The 18,826-nt window shown below is 56.2% G+C and carries 16 protein-coding genes; 9 read left to right on the top strand and 7 right to left on the bottom strand.

Annotated features, from left to right (window positions below):
* Positions 1-49: 49 nt before the first annotated feature.
* On the bottom strand, positions 50-340 hold the full coding sequence (locus DU484_RS07345) for an AbrB/MazE/SpoVT family DNA-binding domain-containing protein (RefSeq protein ID WP_114605541.1): 291 nt from the start codon (positions 338-340) through the stop codon (positions 50-52).
* A gap of 132 nt (positions 341-472) precedes the next feature.
* Entirely contained in the window at positions 473-1,855 is a 1,383-nt protein-coding gene (locus tag DU484_RS07340; protein ID WP_114605540.1) for an ATP-binding protein, read from the bottom strand.
* A gap of 649 nt (positions 1,856-2,504) precedes the next feature.
* On the opposite strand from DU484_RS07340, the gene DU484_RS07335 reads away from it, so the two are divergent.
* The 5 genes from DU484_RS07335 (at position 2,505) to DU484_RS07315 (ending at position 5,912) form a co-directional block, all read left to right on the top strand.
* Positions 2,505-2,717: a hypothetical protein gene (locus DU484_RS07335; RefSeq protein WP_114605539.1), complete on the top strand. Its 213-nt coding sequence runs from the start codon at positions 2,505-2,507 to the stop codon at positions 2,715-2,717.
* Positions 2,717-3,136: a type II toxin-antitoxin system VapC family toxin gene (locus DU484_RS07330; RefSeq protein ID WP_114605538.1), complete on the top strand. Its 420-nt coding sequence runs from the start codon at positions 2,717-2,719 to the stop codon at positions 3,134-3,136. Before DU484_RS07335 ends, DU484_RS07330 begins: the two co-directional genes overlap by 1 nt.
* 97 nt (positions 3,137-3,233) lie before the next feature.
* Complete coding sequence (locus DU484_RS07325; protein ID WP_114605537.1) at positions 3,234-3,533, top strand: AbrB/MazE/SpoVT family DNA-binding domain-containing protein; 300 nt, start codon at positions 3,234-3,236, stop codon at positions 3,531-3,533.
* The gene (locus tag DU484_RS07320) at positions 3,530-3,970 is read left to right on the top strand and encodes a PIN domain-containing protein (protein ID WP_114605536.1); all 441 of its coding nucleotides are present in this window, start codon (positions 3,530-3,532) and stop codon (positions 3,968-3,970) included. Before DU484_RS07325 ends, DU484_RS07320 begins: the two co-directional genes overlap by 4 nt.
* 1,000 nt (positions 3,971-4,970) lie before the next feature.
* Entirely contained in the window at positions 4,971-5,912 is a 942-nt protein-coding gene (locus tag DU484_RS07315; protein ID WP_114605535.1) for a hypothetical protein, read from the top strand.
* Positions 5,913-6,716: 804 nt separating this feature from the next.
* Here DU484_RS07315 and DU484_RS07305 read toward each other — a convergent pair.
* Positions 6,717-9,026: a hypothetical protein gene (locus DU484_RS07305; RefSeq protein WP_262342888.1), complete on the bottom strand. Its 2,310-nt coding sequence runs from the start codon at positions 9,024-9,026 to the stop codon at positions 6,717-6,719.
* 492 nt (positions 9,027-9,518) lie between these two features.
* Between DU484_RS07305 and DU484_RS07300 the strand changes: the two genes are divergently transcribed.
* Positions 9,519-9,989 (top strand): hypothetical protein, encoded by a 471-nt coding sequence (locus DU484_RS07300; protein ID WP_157969530.1) that lies wholly within the window; start codon positions 9,519-9,521, stop codon positions 9,987-9,989.
* Positions 9,990-11,941: 1,952 nt separating this feature from the next.
* Here the strand turns inward: DU484_RS07300 and DU484_RS07295 are convergent.
* From DU484_RS07295 to tnpA, 3 genes are all read right to left on the bottom strand, one after another.
* A complete protein-coding gene (locus tag DU484_RS07295; RefSeq protein ID WP_114605532.1) occupies positions 11,942-12,496 on the bottom strand; it encodes a helix-turn-helix domain-containing protein in 555 nt (184 codons plus the stop codon).
* Positions 12,497-12,912: 416 nt separating this feature from the next.
* A complete protein-coding gene (locus DU484_RS07290) occupies positions 12,913-14,085 on the bottom strand; it encodes an RNA-guided endonuclease TnpB family protein (protein ID WP_114605531.1) in 1,173 nt (390 codons plus the stop codon).
* Between the two features lies 1 nt (position 14,086).
* Positions 14,087-14,476 carry an IS200/IS605 family transposase gene (gene tnpA / locus DU484_RS07285; RefSeq protein ID WP_114605530.1) on the bottom strand — a complete coding sequence of 130 codons (390 nt, stop codon included), beginning with the start codon at positions 14,474-14,476 and terminating at the stop codon, positions 14,087-14,089.
* A gap of 344 nt (positions 14,477-14,820) precedes the next feature.
* Between tnpA and DU484_RS20720 the strand changes: the two genes are divergently transcribed.
* On the top strand, positions 14,821-15,225 hold the full coding sequence (locus DU484_RS20720; RefSeq protein ID WP_114605529.1) for a DUF4326 domain-containing protein: 405 nt from the start codon (positions 14,821-14,823) through the stop codon (positions 15,223-15,225).
* Positions 15,226-15,326: 101 nt separating this feature from the next.
* On the opposite strand, the gene DU484_RS07275 is transcribed toward DU484_RS20720, so the two are convergent.
* A complete protein-coding gene (locus tag DU484_RS07275) occupies positions 15,327-15,602 on the bottom strand; it encodes an AbrB/MazE/SpoVT family DNA-binding domain-containing protein (RefSeq protein ID WP_114605528.1) in 276 nt (91 codons plus the stop codon).
* Positions 15,603-15,803: 201 nt separating this feature from the next.
* Between DU484_RS07275 and DU484_RS07270 the strand changes: the two genes are divergently transcribed.
* Complete coding sequence (locus tag DU484_RS07270; RefSeq protein WP_114605527.1) at positions 15,804-16,970, top strand: sugar phosphate nucleotidyltransferase; 1,167 nt, start codon at positions 15,804-15,806, stop codon at positions 16,968-16,970.
* 4 nt (positions 16,971-16,974) lie between these two features.
* Entirely contained in the window at positions 16,975-18,777 is a 1,803-nt protein-coding gene (glmS, locus tag DU484_RS07265; protein ID WP_114605526.1) for a glutamine--fructose-6-phosphate transaminase (isomerizing), read from the top strand.
* Positions 18,778-18,826: the final 49 nt, after the last annotated feature.

The following is an 18,826-nucleotide window of genomic DNA, read 5'->3' as shown; positions in this document are numbered from 1 at the left end:
CACTTCCTAAAATACGCGATGAGCGGTTCTGTGTCGAACACGTAGTCCGTCATTGATGCCGCTCAAGTCGCTCATCGCGCTCGCGTTCGAGCTTCTTGTCTTCGTCGTTCATCTCGCGTAGGTGCTCGAGGACTTCGCCCTTCTCGTAGCGACCAGCGTGGACGCCCTGCATCTCTTCGACCGAGGGGAGGGGTTCGACCACGATCTTCCCATCCTCTTCGTGGATGAGTACCTTTCCTGGCGTGTCGATACCGAACCGTTCCCGCAGCTCCTTCGGGATCGTCGCCTGTCCCTTCTTGGACACGCGGATGACTCCTCCATCGCCAGTATTACGGGACATATCTGTATTAAATTTAGAGTTTGTACTACTAAATGTCTTCCGTGCTACCTGTCGCTTCATCTATAGATCATCGACAGCTCGTCGACACAGCCACGCTCGGTCCCCGATCCGACCCCGTAGTAGCACCGCTCCTCACCGCTCGGAGTCGAAGAGTGTCGCGAGCTCCGGGATGCCGTACAGCGACGCGTCGGACCGCCCATCGACGACGGTCTGTAACTCATCTGTAAAGCCGGCCCGCGAAAAGATTACGTACTGCACCTCCCGGTCGGGTCCCTGCCACCGAACCTCCGATTCGAGGGTCTCCAGCTCGTCGAACACCGCTCGTCCAACGGGTTCTGTGGTCCACTTACATTCGCCGAGCAAGAGGGTCCCGGTCTCTCGATTGATCCCGGCGACGTCGATCTCCTCGCCGCCGTACCACCAGCGGCCGACCCGCGAGCAGGAGACGGGAAACGCCGGCGTCCGAACCGCCTGCTGGCACACGGTCTCGAAGGTCCGACTCGTATGCGTCGGCAGCGTCTCAGCGATCGCCGATCGGACCGGTGTCGTCCGCCCCTGTTCGAGCGTTCCTCGATTGGGCGCCACGTACCGAAACCAGAACCGAAGGAAATCGTCCGTCAGCCGATACAGTCCCCGACCGTCAGGGTCCGTCACCGGCTGCTCCCGCTCGAGGATCGCCAACTGCATAAGGTTCTGGAGATACCGGGAGAGACTGCTCGCGTCGCGACCGATCTCGTTGGCAATCTCGGTGACACGCGTTGCGCCCCCAGCGATGGCTTCGAGGATCGCCATGTACGTCGCGGGCTCACGGAGTTCTTGGCGTAACAAAAACTCCGGCTCCTCGTACAGGAACTCGCCTTTCGAGAGGATGGCCCGCTCGACGTTCTCGAGGAGTCTCAGACCTGGATCGAACTGTTCGAGATACGCGGGGACGCCTCCAAGCACGCTGTACAACTGGATCTGCGTCTCCAGATCGTCGTCCGGGAAGAATGCGCGAACGTCCGCGAACGAGAGCGGGGCGAGCTCCCACTGTCCGGTTCGGCGCCCGTATAGCGGGCTCTCATAGCTCAACACGCCCTCCTCCATCATCGAAATCGATGACCCTAACAACACGAGCGAGACGTCTGTCCCTGCGAGTACGTCGTCGACAACGGTCTGAAACACCGACGGGATCGTGTCGTCCTCGCCGACGAGATACGAGAATTCGTCTAATGCCACCACACACGGACCGTCGGTGCGCGCCGTGAGATACTGAAACGCCTCAACGAACCCGTCGACATCCGGAGTGATGTCATCGAACGCGGCAGCGCACTGTGCCGCGAATCGCCGAGCGTTGTGCGTTGCGCCCCGCTCGTCGCAGAGATAGTAGACTGACGTGTCTTCGAGTGCGTCGAGCGCCGACGTCACCAGCGTCGTCTTTCCCACCCGCCGTCGCCCGTATATGACGAGAAGCTGTCGCTCGTCTCGTGAGAGGTGCGACGTGAGCCACTCGAGTTCCGTCTCTCTGTCTATCATTATGCATACAATAATATTATCGTGTTCATAATAACTGTTTGGGTCCGCTGTGGTAATTGTTCTCAGGGATCAGCGCAAGAAAGCCGCCTACAGTTTAGTGCCAGCGCCGTTCGAACTCCCGATGTTTAATACGTTGTTGTCGGCCGCGTCCGACCTAACAGCGTGCGGTTCGTATCCGTCACATCGGCCACGTCCTTGAGCTACCCACCGCTAAAGCGGTTGGATTCAGCGTGGACTCCCGTTCTGGCCGATTCCTCGACAGGAGAACAGACGGGTTCAACGGTAGCCTTGTGCAAGCCGTTCGGAACAAGGCCGTCGACGCCTGCAAGAACGTCGTCGCCCGCTTGAAGAACGGGAAGGAAGCGTCGAATGGAGATCGGGGGCTGTGAACTACCCTACCCTACTCGCTCACGGCTTGTGCCGTTCGCTCCTTGGGGATAGGGCTTCCTGTTTCCACGACGCGCTTTGCAGATACGAGTGTATCCGTAGGGAGCGCAGTCTCCATGGGCGTTGATCGTTCTCAACAACATTAACGGAGTTTGTGTTGAGAGCCAGCTCTGGACATGGTGTAAGACTAATAATACCGTAGCACATATAATACTCTATGGGAAGTGTCAGTTTCCGTGTCCCCGACGAAGTGAAAGCACGGATGGATGAACACGATGACGTAAACTGGAGTGCAGTGCTCCGTGACCACATCGAGGAGGAACTACAGAGTCTGGAATCGCGGAACCTCGCCCATGCAGTTGCGACCAGCGAGCGATTGAGCGGTGTCATCGACGCCGACGAGGTAGCGACGACGAACACGGCAGAACAGATTCGTGAATTCCGTGACACCCGATATAGCGAGGAGCGATCCTAATGGCCGATGTCGTCGTCGACACTAGTACTGTCGTCAAGTGGTACATTCCCGAGCAGCATCACGAACAGGCCCGAGCACTTCGTGACGAGTTCCTCAACGGCAAACACGACCTGTGCGCACCGGCGCTCATGCCTTTCGAGGCGGTCAATGCACTCAAGTACAGCGGCCACTACGATGGCGAGCGACTCCATGAAGCCGCAAACTCGCTTGACAACTACGGTATCGAACTCGTTTCGTTCGGATCAGTCGGCCCCATCGCGGAGATCGCGAACACCGTTGACATCACGGCCTACGACGCTGCCTACGTCGCACTCGCCGTCGAACGGGATGGGATAGCCTACACCGCCGATGGGAATCTCTTGCAGGAGTTAGATGGGAGTGAGTATGAGGGCACCGTCGCCCACATCCAGACCTACTGAGCGATGAGTTGCGTTTTCTGCTGCACACAGCCTCTTCCTCCGCAAGTTCAGAAGAGTATTACAAAGATTAAAGTATTACCGAGAACCCTCATTACACATGAGCGAGTCTGAAGACGGGACGACCGTAACGGTCACCAGCAAGGGGCAAGCAACGATCCCGAAGGAGTTTCGTGACAAACTGCATATTGACACCCCAGGCCGGGTCCGATTCGTCGAGAATGAACAGGGCGAGATCGTGGTCCGGCCGGTCAAGCGTCCGGCTGAGCTTCGGGGCGCACTTGCATCTGAAGATGAGCAAGAGCAAACGCAGTCGGCCACGGAACAGCTTCGTGCCGAACGAGAGCGAGACAAGAACCAGACCGACGAGAAGTACGAACTGTCGCAGCAGGATAAATGACGATCGTCTTCGATGCCGAGGCACTGCTCGCCTTTTCCTTTGACGAACCGGGCGCAAGCGAGGTCGAACGCTGGCTTGACCGCGTGTACGACGGCGAACGCGACGGATACATCGCCACGATCAACCTCGCGGAATTCCGGTACATCACCACCCGAAGAACATCTGTCGAACAGGCTGATACCCATATTGATGCCCTCCGAGATATAGGTGTGACCGAATACAACGTCGACCCCCTGTGGGAAACTGCGGCAGACGTGAAAGCCACGTACAGCCCAGCTATCGGAGACGCATACGCTATCGCCGCCGCCAAAGACCTCGACAACAACAGTAATCGGACTGTCATTCTCCTCGTTGGTGCTGATGACGACTATGACGTGTTCGAGGACGAAGACGGGTATGAGCACCTCATCGAACGCTTTCGTGACGAGTCCGCCTAACGCGAGCGTGGGTGAGACGACTCGTTTGAGACAAGCCGTTCTCTGAATCACACGTCGCGACCGAATCAGTAACAGGCTCACTCGCAATTACCCGATCAGTAGCCTCTAGAATTCTCTACAGCGGAATTCGTCGGTTTCCATCTTGAATATTTAATGGTTCGTCAAGGAGCATCAATCTCATCAAGCATGTGAGTTTGGAACAGATTCTCAGGGTGTCTCCATATCAAGCGTAGGTAGAGACTGCCGCACTTTCGTGGCGATTGTGACACTGCCACTCACGAATCCGATCGACAGAAATGCACACGCAAGGACAGCATTCCCGGTCGCGACCGGCCACGGGACAGAGAGCCGAAAGCCAATCAAACTCAGGAATGTTATAGAGAACCCGGCAACCAACGCAAGCAAGGGCAGGAGGAGGGGCGTCGGGGGCGAGGGATAACTCATTGGGTCCCCGGCAGCTGGGTCCGGACTATCGGACGTTGCCGATTCTTGTGAAGGCGTAGCATCCAGCGAGTAGGCTAGCCAGTAGCGGTGTGCTTGGCCTTTTTTATCTTGATTTAGGATATCGGCCTTCACGAGTTTGTTCAGTGTGTTGTTACTCGTTGATCTAGTATTATCAAAAGAGAAATCGTCACTACGCTGTTCAAGTGACTTTTCTACCATTTCGCGCGTAAGTGCTTCTTCATACGTGTCAGCCCCTTCACGGACGAAGACATCTGCATAGGTCCACGGTGAGTGTTTTGGCTCTGGATCAAATCCTGCGTCCTTGAGAGCGGCACGTATCTGACCCGGGAGTCCTCCAAGTCCCGTTGTCATCTCACATACCTTTGTGTCGCAACCCCTATTAAATTTCGCGGGGCGGTGAATTCAGTGATATGCATTATGAGAATATAATCTAAGATAATAATACGGCCGTATGTCTTGTGCAAAGCGGCGGATACACCCGTACTGGTAAAAAATGGCTGATTATGCCCCCGTCCGTTAACTGATTCGCTCGCTCATGATGAACGAGAGAGACTGGGGGAATCCCCTCCCCCCCGACGATGGTAGTATCGTCCACGACACACTCGCCCCCGACGAATCGACCACCGAAGACGGTGTTATGAAGGTGACTGGTGCCTGCAGGCCGGGAGCGCTCGGCCAGCGGCTGAAAGCGGCCACCCAGACGGGCTCGACCACGCGCGTGATCGTCCCGAACAAACACGTCGCCAGGGCAGTCCATGAATTCGCGAAAGCTCCTATGAAGGACCTGACCGACAGCGGGGCCGTCCCGTACCGGACGGCAGCGTCGCTTCTGACACCTGCTGGAGACCGCCTCGTCCGAGAGACAAGCACACCCCCGGCCACGGTTGAGTTGCTCGCCACCGGTGGGGTCAACCTCACTGTTGGCACGGAGACGCTCCGACTGCCGGGCGGTGAGGCTGCGATCGACGCCGATACCGACCTGCCGGATGGCGTCTTCATCGCCAAGGATGAGGACGGAACGGCTGAAATGAAACTCACGCGAGGTGGCGGGACGACTGTCGCCACCCTCGACTCGGAGGCCGACCTCAGGGCGTCCTATGCCCCCATCCAGGGCTGGTTCAGGCCGGATCGTCTCAGCTACCGGTGCGACATCACGATCCACTACCCGGATCCAGCCGACAGCGACACGCTCTGTACCCACGACTGCCCGCCACAAGAGTCGACTATGGCGACGCCGGCCACGCTGACTGCGTTCTTTGAGCAGTTCTCAGTCAGCGCTGAAGGTCATCAACTGGAGAAAGCGGATCTCCGCAGTCGCTACAGAGCTTGGCTGGATGCCGCTAATCAGACGCGCCTGTGCAGTACCGAATTCGGCGAGGCCCTGCATAGTGCGCCGAAGATCGAGACCACAAGGAGAGAAGAATCGACGGTGATCCCGGATCGAGCCTGGCGGTTCTCGGTCACCTACGAACGCTGACCGGATCGGCACGCAACGACCAACCGAATCTTCATTTTTCGACAACTTGAGGTATTGAGCCGGCGTCCACAGCGAACACCAACCGACGGATTTGGTTCAACCGAGGAGAGATCGTACTTCACAGGACGCCCCTCCAGCAGGGGACTTCTGTCCCGCCGGAATTTCACCGCCAACCTCTGCGCAATATTCTTCGCAGCATTGTAATCCGTATTCACAACGTAGAAGCAATCCAAGCAGTTGAATTGTACTGGATGTCTTCCACTCAGAATTGTTCCAGTAGTACACTTGATCACCGGTCCGATAGACACAGAGAAATTTAGTCAAGTAAATCGTGTACTGAAATTGAGCCTTGATCTTGGTCAACTAGCCCAATATAGACGAAATCAAGGATTCTCTTTCATCGGAGCCGGATCAGTAAGGTCAATACACAGAACAGCCGGTTCAGGCCACCACTCCGCAACGTACCGGGTTGTGGTCGTATGGTGGTAGTTATGTTGCTGGAGAAACCGCCGACAAGTTATTTCGCCGGTATAGCGGGTATCATCTATTTTGTAGGCGAACTCGGTAACCTCCTTAGGTGGGTCCCCAGTCTCAACGGTTACCGGTCGCACGAAAATCAGATCCAAGTTCGGGTGTGTCCCGAGGCGAGCGTACTCTGTATTGGTGAAATGTGGCTGGTACACGCCTGCGTTCAACCGTAGTTCATCGTCCTGAGAGACAGTAACTGTCTTACCAGCCGAGCTGTTGGGAGCAGTTTGGTCGGTCATTGGAAGGGTGAGTACAACAGGTGATCAGATAGCGATATCAAATATCGGTCTCCAAACCATCTGCTGTCTTCGATTCAACTTCACTCCGATGATCGAGCCCGTAGATCAGCGGCTCCCGGAGCACGTCTTCAGAAGCGATGTTCCAGCGATCGGGGAAGATTGGCCTAGTGTCGAGTCCAGGCAGGTCTAGGGAGACGAGCCCGCGTGGATAGCGGAATGAGATACCAGGATAGCTAGGCTCCATTCCAAATTCCGTTGAGATCCGCTTGCGTGGATAGTAATCTTTTCTGTAGTTTCCGAAGATATTATTTCCCGGATGATCGTGAGTGCTGAGCTGCGCGATCCAGTCTTTGATAAATGGTCGGCACTCCCGCTCGAGGATCGGCTCGTCGTTTTCGTGTTCGACGAGGAACGCCTCAAACGCCTGCTGATGACTTTTTTCGTTTCGGGTCGAGGCCTGTTCGACGTCCCACTGCGCGGTCATCTCTTGTTGGACGAGTTCTTTGGTGTCCGGATCATAACAGTAGAGCGCCTCCACGAATCGAAGATAACTCAGATCGACCGGCCGATGGCACGGGCGTATTTTGGTGTTTTCGATGTCTGATTCGTCTTCGTATGTCTGGACGGTTTTCCCATATTCGTTTTCGACGACGTAGTGGTCGTCTTCCTCGTAGTATCGCGGGAGATTGAACTCAAATTCCTTGAACTGCTCCGTCGCGTCCCCGCGTGCGAGTATTTCGCCATCGTGAACGAGTAGAAACTCGGAATCACAGGTTAACCACCAGTTTGATTCAGAGACCCCTTCAGGCAACAGCATCGTTTTGCCGTCGACAACTATCGTCCCTGTACCGTTGTGAAGCTGTGTTTTGGTTGGATCACGATGTTTCATCGGGATTGCAAGGCTGTTAAGCGCCCATGTGCCGAGCGTATCGAGTGATTCAGTATTCCCTTCATCATCTTTTTGCGCTACCATTACGCAGATAGTCTTATATCCCCAGACAGCCTGCCGGATGAGATTCGTATAGACGCTCGCAGGTTTAGATCTCGTTTGGCATTCGACTTCGACGGCGAAGATTTCGCCATCATCACGACGGACCCATAGGTCTGGACGCGACCTTGTATCTTGGACGACGACCCTGACGTCGTACCCTTCGCTTTGGAAGGCAATGGCGACATGTTTGATTGCTTCCCGGTGTGCTTTACTGCCGTCGTTGGCAGTCGTTAGGGCTTGATCAAACTCGCTATCCTCTATTGGTGCATTGACGCCGATTGTCATTTTTTCCGGGAGCAGTTCTTCGGGATCGGCACCGATATCGTCAATATCCAAGCCGATCGCCTGCGGGGCCTTTTGCCAAGGATCGACGCCCGGATCGATTGTACCGAGTCCGACGTAGTGTTCGAGATCGATCTCCCGAGCAAGGAGGCTCGTATACGCACAGCGATCCTCAAGCAGATCGGAGGCACCGTACTGACCTCGCTGCATCTTTGTGAACTCCCTTTTGCCGGTGATAAGCGATTGTCCCGCGGTAAAATTCGGGAGCCCGCTCTCCCGAGTGGGCATCACTACATCATCATCAAGCCACGAGACGTTATACCCGTCATCAATTACAGCGAGACTCGATGAGACTCCAAGGTCCGCAAATGAGTCAGCAGGGTCACATTCTCGACCGAACCGAAGACAGCGGGCGTATTCACTTTCAGTGCTGATCTTATATTTCGGATTGAACAGGAAGATCCGAACGGTAACCTGATACTCGTTGCTTTCTGGGAGCCCGCTCGACTGGCGGTATAGCACGTGATAGAGGAACGGTTCTCCGGCAAGATCTTCGAAAAGCGCGTTTGCGTCCGCCTCGGACACTTTTCCGCGACCAGCAGGCTTCTGATTTTTATCCTCCATCACAAGTCGTGTTCCAAGCGCTGGCGACGACCCGAAAAGTCCCAGCGGGAGTGTACCGATACGTATCTTGAGTGCGTCCGGCAACTCAATACTTAGTGTCTCATAGACCGTTTGTAGCGGCTCTGGAAGCGGTTCACCGTCTGCTCCGCTGGGTTGTACTCTCTTCTGTGTCGTCGATTGGACCGTCGAGCTGTATGCACCGAAAGCATACATCAGCCCGTCAGCGACGGGCCAGGTAAACTGTTCAACGTCGTCAACCTCGGTTTGGGTTTTCGCGAAGATGTCTGCAAGTGCGAGCGTGCCTTTCGTTGGCCCGGAGTCGAAGGTACTTTTCATCGACGCAGGGACTTTGACGAAAACGACCTTCTCGCGGTCGAATTTGGTCTCCTCAACGATCGGGGGACGAATACCGATTCCGAGCTGGGAGTCCGAATCGTCAGTTGTTGCCATGGGTGTGTGTGGCGAGTGGCGAGTGGTGTTTCGCGAGCCGTGCGCGATACGTTGTTAGCCACCCCATCGCTGGCTTGGTCCGCTCGGGCGGCGTCACTTCAGTCCAGCTGGCAGGGGAGTGTCTGTATTGCTGAGAGGCCCCACGCCGTGGGATGGCTATGTCGATCAGTCGATAGTTTTGATTGACTTTCATCGTGGTAATTGGAGGGGTATATAATACAAATTGTTAGAGCTAGCAATTCTACCGCGTATCTCGGGAGAGTATTCGAAAGTTCAAGAACAAAGACAGTCTATCCCAGGAATATCCATCCGAAAAGGACAGTATCTGTACTCGCGACCTTACCACGGAATCAGTTTGTTCGGGCCCTCAAGTTCGACTCACTCATGCCGCACATTCGACTGAGAGTCCAATCGCACTCCATCGTGAGCATGTTGAGAGAGACCCTAGCAGGATCCGCGAACCACCTCAGCTCGATGCTAGAAGGGGGACAAATGTCCACCAAGACAGGATTGGGACAGCGACAACCTTTCATCAAGATAGCGAGGGGGATTCAGCCAGCTCTCCACCAAGACAGAGACAAGGGATCCCTCACCAAGGCGACGATAGGTCAGCCAGATCTTCACCCAGACGAAGACAAGATCCAGCCAACTCTCCACCCAGACGAAGACAAGATCCAGCCAACTCTCCACCCAGACGAAGACAAGATCCAGCCAACTCTCCACCCAGACGAAGACAAGATCCAGCCAACTCTCCACCCAGACGAAGACAAGATCCAGCCAACTCTCCACCCAGACGAAGACAAGATCCAGCCAACTCTCCACCCAGACGAAGACAAGATCCAGCCAACTCTCCACCCAGACGAAGACAAGATCCAGCCAACTCTCCACCCAGACAGAAACAAGAGAACACCTCAACTATCCCTGTCCTACTACTGGTGGAGACCACCGAAGCGTGAGCCATAGATTCGGATAGCTGTCTCAAGAACCGCTGCTTGTTTCCTAGAGACACACCGCTTGCACACTCGCCCACCCCATGCGATTCTCTCGTTTGGCCCCATCAACAAACAATCAAGAGTGGACTCCGGACGACCCCGCTCCCAATCTCGTCCATCCGACGATCGGGAGCAAAACTACCCCAAGTGATCCCCGCTCCTAAGACTGAGATGGGATCACTACGGCACGTGGTCGTCTCTGTGGGGACCGCTCAGAGGAGTGGTCGATGACCATTCTAGACCAGGTCCCGGACCACAGCCAAGACATCTGCAGTCACGTTCATCTCGGCCGCAGGTTCCTCGCAGGACCACTCCTGGGGAGCGGGGATGAAGATTACCTGTGGCACCACTACCGATGGGCTTGCGATGACGACGATGACCAGTATAGTCTTCGATCACGAGAGGTAGTAGTTGCCCATGAAGAAGGGACGTGGAAGAGTCCCGAAGGGGACACAAAAGGTCTGCGTGAGGCGCTCGTGAGTTTCTCATGGAGGGTCCAAGGGAGTCTTACGCAGGGCTCGGAACGCTTCGCAGAGAGGCACCATCCCCATCTCTACCTCAGATCTAACCGGTATCGTAAGCACAGCAATCATCGACAAGAGACGGCGTCGTCTAGATCCCGTATCGTTGGTATGCCCCCCAGCATCAACACCGAACGGCATGGTGTGAGGCACGGTGGGCAGCACCGCTCAGACTGGGCGGCATGCCCCTGCCTAATCGCTAAACGGCAGCAGGTGTGTGGCACTCAGCACCGACTGATATAATACTAATAGCCATGCGTAACACCAGTAGTTGCCACCAGCCACTCGGGCCGCCCAGGAGGGGCCCAAGTACCTCACCACCGGCGGCTCTTAGCTGGGACACCAACAGAGAGGGCCCTAGCAAAAACTGTCTGTGGCTTGGCTCCCACCACGATACTAGACCCTCGTCGATACCGACCAACCGTGTTGGTGAAACCGATAGTGTGGCCGGACCGACAGGCCTCCAAAATCAACGAACATCACTGCACCGACAACGGTGGGACACCAGCGATCGATCGAGACGCATGGCTTCTGTGTCCGCGTTCCGAAGCGGACGTCTCACGACCGTCCCAAGTCCGAAGCAACATCAGCTCGGAACACCCCGCGGACCACAGCACCCCCGAGTGCTGACCAGGCTACCGGGCGCGGGAAGATGGTCGCGATCATTGATCGGGGAGCGACACATCGGCTCCATGGTCAGTGTTGCTGTGTTCGCCCAAGTCGGGCGCTGGGTGGACCGCGGCCGCGGCGACGAGCGCGGCGTCACGACTCGGCCTACAAACTGGTGGGAGCACGCAGCGACATCAAGTCGAGACCGGACCACGACAGTGACCAGTTGGCTCAAGCAGCGTATCGGACCTGTCGGTGAGAGACAGTAGCTCGGACCACGGTAGGTGGACGCAGCAGTGGAGTGTTGGGAGACACACTCAACCCACCCCGATACAACAGAGAGACCGATGGATGGATTACGTCGGCTCCCCTCCTTGTGACGGGGCCCATCGATGTCGGAATGATGCACCCGGAAGTGTTGCTACGTGTCTGCGTGACCGGATCGTCAGTCTCGGAGCGACCTCCTCTCCCGAGTGGTGGCGACCAGACAGCGTCTCGTGTGTTCTACATGCACACCGACGAAGCGATCCACCACTCCACCGACAGGCATCTCATCGACTCGACCCGGATCGTTACCGGAGAGGTCGCCCCATCATCCGTGACCCCTGTCAAACTATCTCATGCCAGCCATTCCGGTAGGTGCGGATGCGGGTACATGTGTGATGCTCGCGGTTCAAATGGGACGATCGCACGCAAACGCCAAATATGTAATTGATATAACTGATACGCAGTTCAGTAAATTGACCACTCAGCGAAATAAAAAATATCTGGAATAGAAATTGATTGGGACACACTATTCTCGAAGGACCCAGCCCGCAGTCGAATGGTGCTCAGGGCTATCGTAGGGGTGTCGCCCTGTCGTTGGAACCGGTTCTTTTTCATCCCACTCAATGGCATCTACGATCGCTTTGCGGGGTGCTGTCTCGCGGTCTGGCGGTTCGTACTCAATCCCGATTTCGTCCAGTACCCGTGGTAGGTACGCCGGTGCATAGGTGACCCCAAAGGTCGTGTCAAGAATCTCTACGACCTCTGTTGTGGTACAGGGTTGCTCTCGCTCAATGATCGCTCGAAATCGCTCCCGTTCTTCCTTGGACAGTTTTGGCGGCCGCCCACCAGCATAGTCGGGCATCATCGCCGCAATCCCGCCTGCATTCCATGCCTTGAGCCATCGATAGCCGGTTGAACTGGAGAAGCCCTCCCGGGCGATTGCCTCCCGAACCGAATCACCGCAATAGAGATTTTTGATAAAGCCAAGTCGGCGGATGCGTGGTCCCTCGTTTGCTGCCTGCAGCCGATCGTCTAACTCCGCTTCGGAGAGCCGCCGTGTAACCGTCACCGACTCGCTCATACAGACGCTTATTCTCAAACCTTTTCTATATGCTGGTTATTGATGCGCTGCTACCCGGGACAGCGTTCCCCGCTCCCAGCGGTCCGCTATTCCGGTCTACGTACTAGGCACCTCCCCAGCCTGTGATCGCCGACGCCGGGGCCGCCGTGCCGGCCGGTCGGCATGTTGTGCCCTTGATGGGGGGTCCCCTCTGATCCGTCATCACACTCTATCGGCAGAGCAACTGATAGCTGTACTATTAGTATTATATCAGTCGGGGTGGAGTGCCACACACCTGCTGCCGTCTAGCGATTTGGTGATGGAGTGCCTCCCAGTCTGAGCGATGCCACACACCGTGCCTCACACCGTGCCTTACACCTCGGAGATTACTCTCTAAAGCGGTATGAGCATCTCGTCCAGTGTGACTTCTCCCACGACTAAAGTCGTGGGCTTCCCTCACTGAGGGTTAGGCCCACGTCGGCTGGGGAGTTCGCAGGTTCCATCTCACCGTTGGTTCCCTTGAGTACGACCTGCGTTTTGGGCTGAGCCACAACAGCCCCCACCGTCGATAGCGGACTCTGAATGTTCTTACCGACGGCTCGTTTGCCGATGTTCGTCGCGCCATTCTTGTCGCCGTTGTCGTCCAATCCACAGTCGTGGCACTCGACACGCCCCTGCACCTCCCGACTCGTGTTCTGCGACCCACACCGCCAACACGTAATAGACGTGTCGTACTCGTTCACGGAGAGGCACTCCCGCCCGTCAAGATGGGCTTTGTACGTGAGGATGTTCGCCATCTTCGCGTATGGCATCTTGTGGGTCTTGTCGTTCACGTACCGACCCTTGTCGTTATCGAAGCGCAACCCCGTCATATCACCGAACACGATGACAGCGTTGCGCTCCCGAGCGCGAGCGACGAGTTCGTTCGCCACTTGGTGCAGTTCGTGTTCAACCGTTCTGGATTCCTTGTCCCCGAGGCGTTCGATGACCTGCGCTCCCGAACGTACCTTCGCCTTCCCGATGCTCTTGCGGAGTTGCTTGTAGTGTTCACGGACGCGACGGACTTCCGCTCCGTGGAACTGCGTGTCGCGGTCAGAGAGGAACGTGCTGACGGCGATCCACTTCGCACCCATATCAACGGCGAGAACGTCATCGTATTCGTCTGCAACGGCCACAGACCGCTTGCAGACGAGATGGACATACCACTCGTCGTCCTGGTGGACGAGTTCCGAGTCGCGGATGTACCCGTCTTCGAGGAGGTTCGTGTCCTTCTCGGGGACGCGGACGGGAACCCAGATGCTATCCCCGCGTTCCTTCTTGGGGTTGTAGACGGGGAGTTTGAACCACCACGACGAGAGAACCGTGTCCTCGTCGTGTTCGATAGTGATGCAGTCGTTGCGGAGGACGACCGGTTGCTCGGTGTCTTCTCGCGGGTTCTTGTTCGAGCGGACTTTGCCCGCCTGTTGTTTGGTGGCGGAGTAGAGGTTCGCGTCATCGTCACCGTGCACGGCGTCTTGGAACGCGGTGTATTCGCGTTCGACAAGTCGGGCTTTCCGCCCGGTGAGCGAGTGGAGTTTGACCCGTACCGTGGTGGTGACTTCTCGATGCATCCTATTGTCCGGTCTGTGCTTCGATGTACTCCTCGATGGTCTGACTCGACACCTCTCCTGCCGAGGAGACGAAGTACGAGCGCGTCCACAGCGAGGGGAGGCCGAAGTCGAACTCCTCGCGGAGGTTCCGCGAGGTGTAGCCCTTGACCTGCTGGATGATTTTGTTCGGGGCAAGTTTCGGGTCGCCAGTGATGAACAGGTGTACGTGGTCGGGCTGGATTGCCAGTCGGAGAATGTCGAGGTCGAGTTCGTCGGTCTTCTCCTCGATGAGTTGTTCGAGGCAGTCGGCAACCTCGTCTGTGAGTACCGGCTTGCGGTACTTCGGGCACCACACGAAGTGGTAGTGGAGGTTGTGAACCGACGTTCGCTCTCGACTGTACCCGCGTGGCATACGATTAGATAGAAACCATCTGTATTATATGCTACTCCACTATCAACCCTCGGTCGGCTATCGAGGAGTGATTGTGTCGTGTGTGGTCGGATTCATCCCACGACTGAAGTCGTGGGCTTTTCGCCTCGATTTCGTGTAAACAATAGGATGTGTCGGTGAATTCCGATTCTGTCGACCCGCACGTTTCAGGTTCGCAGTCCACCTAGCAGACCACCAGTCCTTTCGGGCACAGGGAGTCCCCCAGCATCGGACTGGTAGACTAGCAGTTCCAAGCCCTACCCCTTTCCTCGACTTGGGAGCCGCCGAGAATTCTAAGTTCGCCACTAGAGACTACTGAATCACCGATGAGTGAGACTCCGGATCCAACCGAGGACCCACTCGCGGCGGTCCGCACCCGCGTCCGCGGTGATCTCCACGTTCCCGAGACCGATCATGGCCGACGTATCGTCCACGAACCCAGCGGCACGGAGCTCATTTCCGGGCGCCGGTTCGAGCCAACCCGATGGGTCGACCGACGCTCGCGATTCGGGAATCCGTTCAAACTCGTCAAGGACGGTGGCGAGGTGGAATCCCGGGAGCAGTCGGTAGCGCTGTATGAGGGCTGGTTTCGTGGGAACCTCGTTGAGAACGGCGAGTTTGCTGAGGCTGTTCAGGAACTCTACGGCGAACGATTGGGGTGTTGGTGTCTTCCACAGCAGTGTCACGGCGAGGTCATCCTCAGGCATCTCGCCGCGGCGTACGATTCGTAGTAGACGCTCGGGGAGACATCATAAGATGCTTGAAACTACACTCGCAGCACCCACGCGGGCAATCCCGACGATGGCGAACAGATCCGGGCCACCAGCGCCACCTACCGATTTTTGTCCCCGCGCCGAACAGCGTCCCTATGCTTCTGAGCAGTTGGATCGGTCCCGTCCTCAAGCGGCGATCTCTCGCCAAGCTCCGAAGCCGTTTCCCGAACGAGTTCTTCTAAGCGCTCGATGATCTCTTCGGGGTTATTTGCCACTTCAATGACTGCCTTCCCGTCTTCTTCATAGATCTCGACTTCTGTACCGGGGGTGAGTCCAAGGCGATCTCGTATCTCTTGGGGGAAGATGATCCGACCTTTTCGATCCACCTTCACCATGTGTCTACTCAGAGGAGGAGCAAATATACCCATTTTGATCAGAATACTGATTTGCGTTAGAACCCCGTCTGTGCCATCGTCGGCGGTTGAATACTGTTGGTCAGCTTCATCCCAACCCTGAAGCGTGAGGCTTTCGCCTCGAATTTTCCGTAAAATCCCAACGTGCCAAAGGCCTATGTCACGTGGCGGAAACCTGCGAGTATGAAAGCAGTCGTACTCGCAGCGGGGAAGGGACGACGGCTCTGGCCACTCACAGAGAACCGTCCAAAGCCCATGCTCCCGGTCGCAAACCGTCCCATTCTTGAGCATATTATCGATGCACTCACCCAAACTGCGATTACCGAGGTACTCGTTGTCGTCGGATCGAATCGAGATCGCATCCAGAGTTACTTCGAAGACAGCTACGGCGATCTGGAAATTTCCTATATCGTACAGGAGCAACAACTTGGCACGGGCCACGCACTGCTCCAAGCAGAATCGCATCTCGGCGACTCATTTATCGCATTAAATGGCGATCGAGTCATCGACACAGCAGTTATTGACGCAGTCATCAATCGCCGGAAAGAGACAAATGAGCCAGTGATGGCGATCACCCGCATCGAACGGCCGAGTCGATACGGAGTCGTTGAATTTGACGGGCAAACTGTCGTCGGATTGGAAGAACAGCCACATCCCGACCGCACAAAATCAGACTACATCAACGCCGGTGTCTATGCCTTTGGACCCGAAATCTTCGCTGCGATCCGGCGTATCGAGACACACGGCGAACAGGCGCTGACAGACGCGTTGGACACGTTTATTGACGACCAGCGACTAGAAGCGGTTCGATACCAAGGGACGTGGTTAGACATCTCGGAGCCGTGGGATCTACTCACGGTCAATACTGCGCTTCTCGGGACGGAGCGATCGCCAGGCGCAATCTCCGAGAGCGCTACGATTGACCCCTCGGCAGTGGTCAGAGAGTCCACAACGATCGGAGAGAATACCGTTGTCCACCCACAGGCAACCGTATTGGATGGGGTTAGCCTTGGTGACAACGTTAGTATCGGTGCTGGGGCAATCGTAAAAAACGCGATCATTTTATCTGATGTGACAATCGATAGTGGAGTTGTAATGGAAGATTGTATCGTCGGCGCAAATACAACACTCGGCCCGAACACCACGGTTGAAGGCGGCCGTGCTGACGTTGTCCTTTCGGATACCGTCCATCACGATGTCACACTTGGAGGGTTGATTGGCGATAATGTAGCCGGAGGAGGCAACGTAACCATTACTCCGGGGACAATCGTCGGAAACAACGCCACACTCGACAGTGGGACCTACGTGTCGGGTCGGATTGACGACCGCAGTCACGTGCAGCGAGGATAATCGCATGTGTGGAATTATTGGCTACATCGGCCCAGACGATACGGGACGGATCGTCCATCAGGGACTCAAAAATCTCGAATACCGGGGGTACGACTCAGCGGGGATCGCACTCACCGGTGAGACGCTTACGCTCGCCAAAACCGCAGGGGAAGTCGACAAACTCACCGCGCCACAGTCGGCTGACGCCACAGTGGGGATTGGGCACACGCGGTGGAGCACGCATGGTGAACCTACCGAAACGAATGCCCACCCACATACGGATTGTACGGGCGAGGTCGCTGTTGTACACAACGGCATCATCGAAAACTACGATGCCCTCAAACAAGAGCTCAGCGAGCAGCATGTCTTCCAGAGCGAGACCGACACCGAAGTGATCCCGCATCTCATCGAGATCCATCTCGCTGACGGCATTTCTCTGCTGAGCGCGGTTCAGCGGACAACCCAACGACTAGAGGGAAGCTACGCGATCGCTGCAACAGCAGCTGGTCACGAGGGGATCGTCGTTGCACGCGAGGATAGTCCACTGCTCCTCGGTCACAGTGATGACGCGACATTCATTGGGAGTGACGCTACCGCGTTTATCGAGCATACAAATCGGGTTACGTATCTCGAATCGGGCGATATTGCGCACCTGACGGCTGATGAGATTACAATCTACAACGGCGGTGAACGAGTTGAGCGGCCAATCGACACACTAGATTGGGATGCCGAAGCCGCGGGCAAAAGTGGGTATGACCATTACATGCTCAAAGAGATCCACGAACAACCGCGCGCACTCCGGCAGGCAATCTCTGGCCGGATCGACGATCTCGCTACGAGTGTCGACCTCGAGATTGCTCTCCCCACGGAATATCTCCAATCCATCGAAGAGATTCAGATCATCGCCTGTGGCACCTCATATCACGCCGGCCTCTATGCGAAAGAACTCCTCGAAACGCACGCTGGCGTCCGCGTGACGGTACACATCGCCAGCGAATACGAGTTCAGAGGGGACCGCGATCCATGGCGGACACTGGTGCTTGCCATCACCCAGAGTGGAGAAACAGCGGATACACTCGCTGCACTCCGCGAGGCTACTCGAGCAGGCGCACGAACACTCGCGCTCACCAACACGCTTGGGAGTACCGTGACTCGGGAAGCCGACGATACGGTCTTTATTCGTGCCGGGCCGGAGATTGGCGTCGCAGCGACCAAAACGTTCGTCTCCCAAGTGGCAACCGCCACACTCCTCACAGTACATCTAGGACAGATTCGAGAAACACTCACGTCACAGGCCACAACGGAATTTCTCGAAGGGCTTCGAGACCTCCCTGGGGCAGTCCAGCAGGTGCTGGATCAGGAAGCGACGATCAAACGCGCTGCTGAGACCTACGCCGATAGTAAGGCGTTCTTCTATATTGGCAGAAAGACTGGCTACCCAGTCGCACTTGAAAGCGCCCTCAAACTCAAAGAGATCTCCTACGATCACGCCGAAGGATTCGCTGCTGGCGAGTTGAAACACGGGCCACTCGCGCTGGTGACTCCTGAGACGCCCGTCATCGCGATCCTCACTGATCAAACGTCGGCCAAAAAGACCGTCAACAACGTCAAAGAAGTAGAATCCCGGGGGGCGCCTGTGATCGGAGTGACGAGTAATCCGTCGATCACCTCGAATGTCGATACCGTATTCGAGATTCCGGCGTGTGGGCCGCTAGAGCCAGTCGTCGCGAATGTCGCTCTCCAGTTGTTTGCGTACCATGTCGCAAACGAGAAAGGGCGTCCGATCGATAAACCACGCAATCTCGCAAAAAGCGTGACCGTGGAGTGAGGGAGTTGTCGCCAGCTGTTGAGTTGAAATGTGCTGATTTTCCCAGAGA

The sequence above is a fragment of the Haloplanus rubicundus genome, from assembly GCF_003342675.1.
Classification (GTDB): Archaea; Halobacteriota; Halobacteria; order Halobacteriales; family Haloferacaceae; genus Haloplanus; species Haloplanus rubicundus.
This window is presented reverse-complemented; position numbering and strand designations above follow the sequence as displayed.

Excerpts from the sequence above, each read along its gene's own strand:
- DU484_RS07345 (WP_114605541.1), bottom strand. The coding sequence starts at position 340 with ATGTCCCGTAATACTGGCGATGGAGGAGTCATCCGCGTGTCCAAGAAG.
- DU484_RS07340 (WP_114605540.1), bottom strand. The coding sequence starts at position 1,855 with ATGATAGACAGAGAGACGGAACTCGAGTGGCTCACGTCGCACCTCTCA.
- DU484_RS07335 (WP_114605539.1), top strand. The coding sequence starts at position 2,505 with ATGGATGAACACGATGACGTAAACTGGAGTGCAGTGCTCCGTGACCAC.
- DU484_RS07330 (WP_114605538.1), top strand. The coding sequence starts at position 2,717 with ATGGCCGATGTCGTCGTCGACACTAGTACTGTCGTCAAGTGGTACATT.
- DU484_RS07325 (WP_114605537.1), top strand. The coding sequence starts at position 3,234 with ATGAGCGAGTCTGAAGACGGGACGACCGTAACGGTCACCAGCAAGGGG.
- DU484_RS07320 (WP_114605536.1), top strand. The coding sequence starts at position 3,530 with ATGACGATCGTCTTCGATGCCGAGGCACTGCTCGCCTTTTCCTTTGAC.
- DU484_RS07315 (WP_114605535.1), top strand. The coding sequence starts at position 4,971 with ATGATGAACGAGAGAGACTGGGGGAATCCCCTCCCCCCCGACGATGGT.
- DU484_RS07305 (WP_262342888.1), bottom strand. The coding sequence starts at position 9,026 with ATGGCAACAACTGACGATTCGGACTCCCAGCTCGGAATCGGTATTCGT.
- DU484_RS07300 (WP_157969530.1), top strand. The coding sequence starts at position 9,519 with ATGTCCACCAAGACAGGATTGGGACAGCGACAACCTTTCATCAAGATA.
- DU484_RS07295 (WP_114605532.1), bottom strand. The coding sequence starts at position 12,496 with ATGAGCGAGTCGGTGACGGTTACACGGCGGCTCTCCGAAGCGGAGTTA.
- DU484_RS07290 (WP_114605531.1), bottom strand. The coding sequence starts at position 14,085 with ATGCATCGAGAAGTCACCACCACGGTACGGGTCAAACTCCACTCGCTC.
- tnpA (WP_114605530.1), bottom strand. The coding sequence starts at position 14,476 with ATGCCACGCGGGTACAGTCGAGAGCGAACGTCGGTTCACAACCTCCAC.
- DU484_RS20720 (WP_114605529.1), top strand. The coding sequence starts at position 14,821 with ATGAGTGAGACTCCGGATCCAACCGAGGACCCACTCGCGGCGGTCCGC.
- DU484_RS07275 (WP_114605528.1), bottom strand. The coding sequence starts at position 15,602 with ATGGTGAAGGTGGATCGAAAAGGTCGGATCATCTTCCCCCAAGAGATA.
- DU484_RS07270 (WP_114605527.1), top strand. The coding sequence starts at position 15,804 with ATGAAAGCAGTCGTACTCGCAGCGGGGAAGGGACGACGGCTCTGGCCA.
- glmS (WP_114605526.1), top strand. The coding sequence starts at position 16,975 with ATGTGTGGAATTATTGGCTACATCGGCCCAGACGATACGGGACGGATC.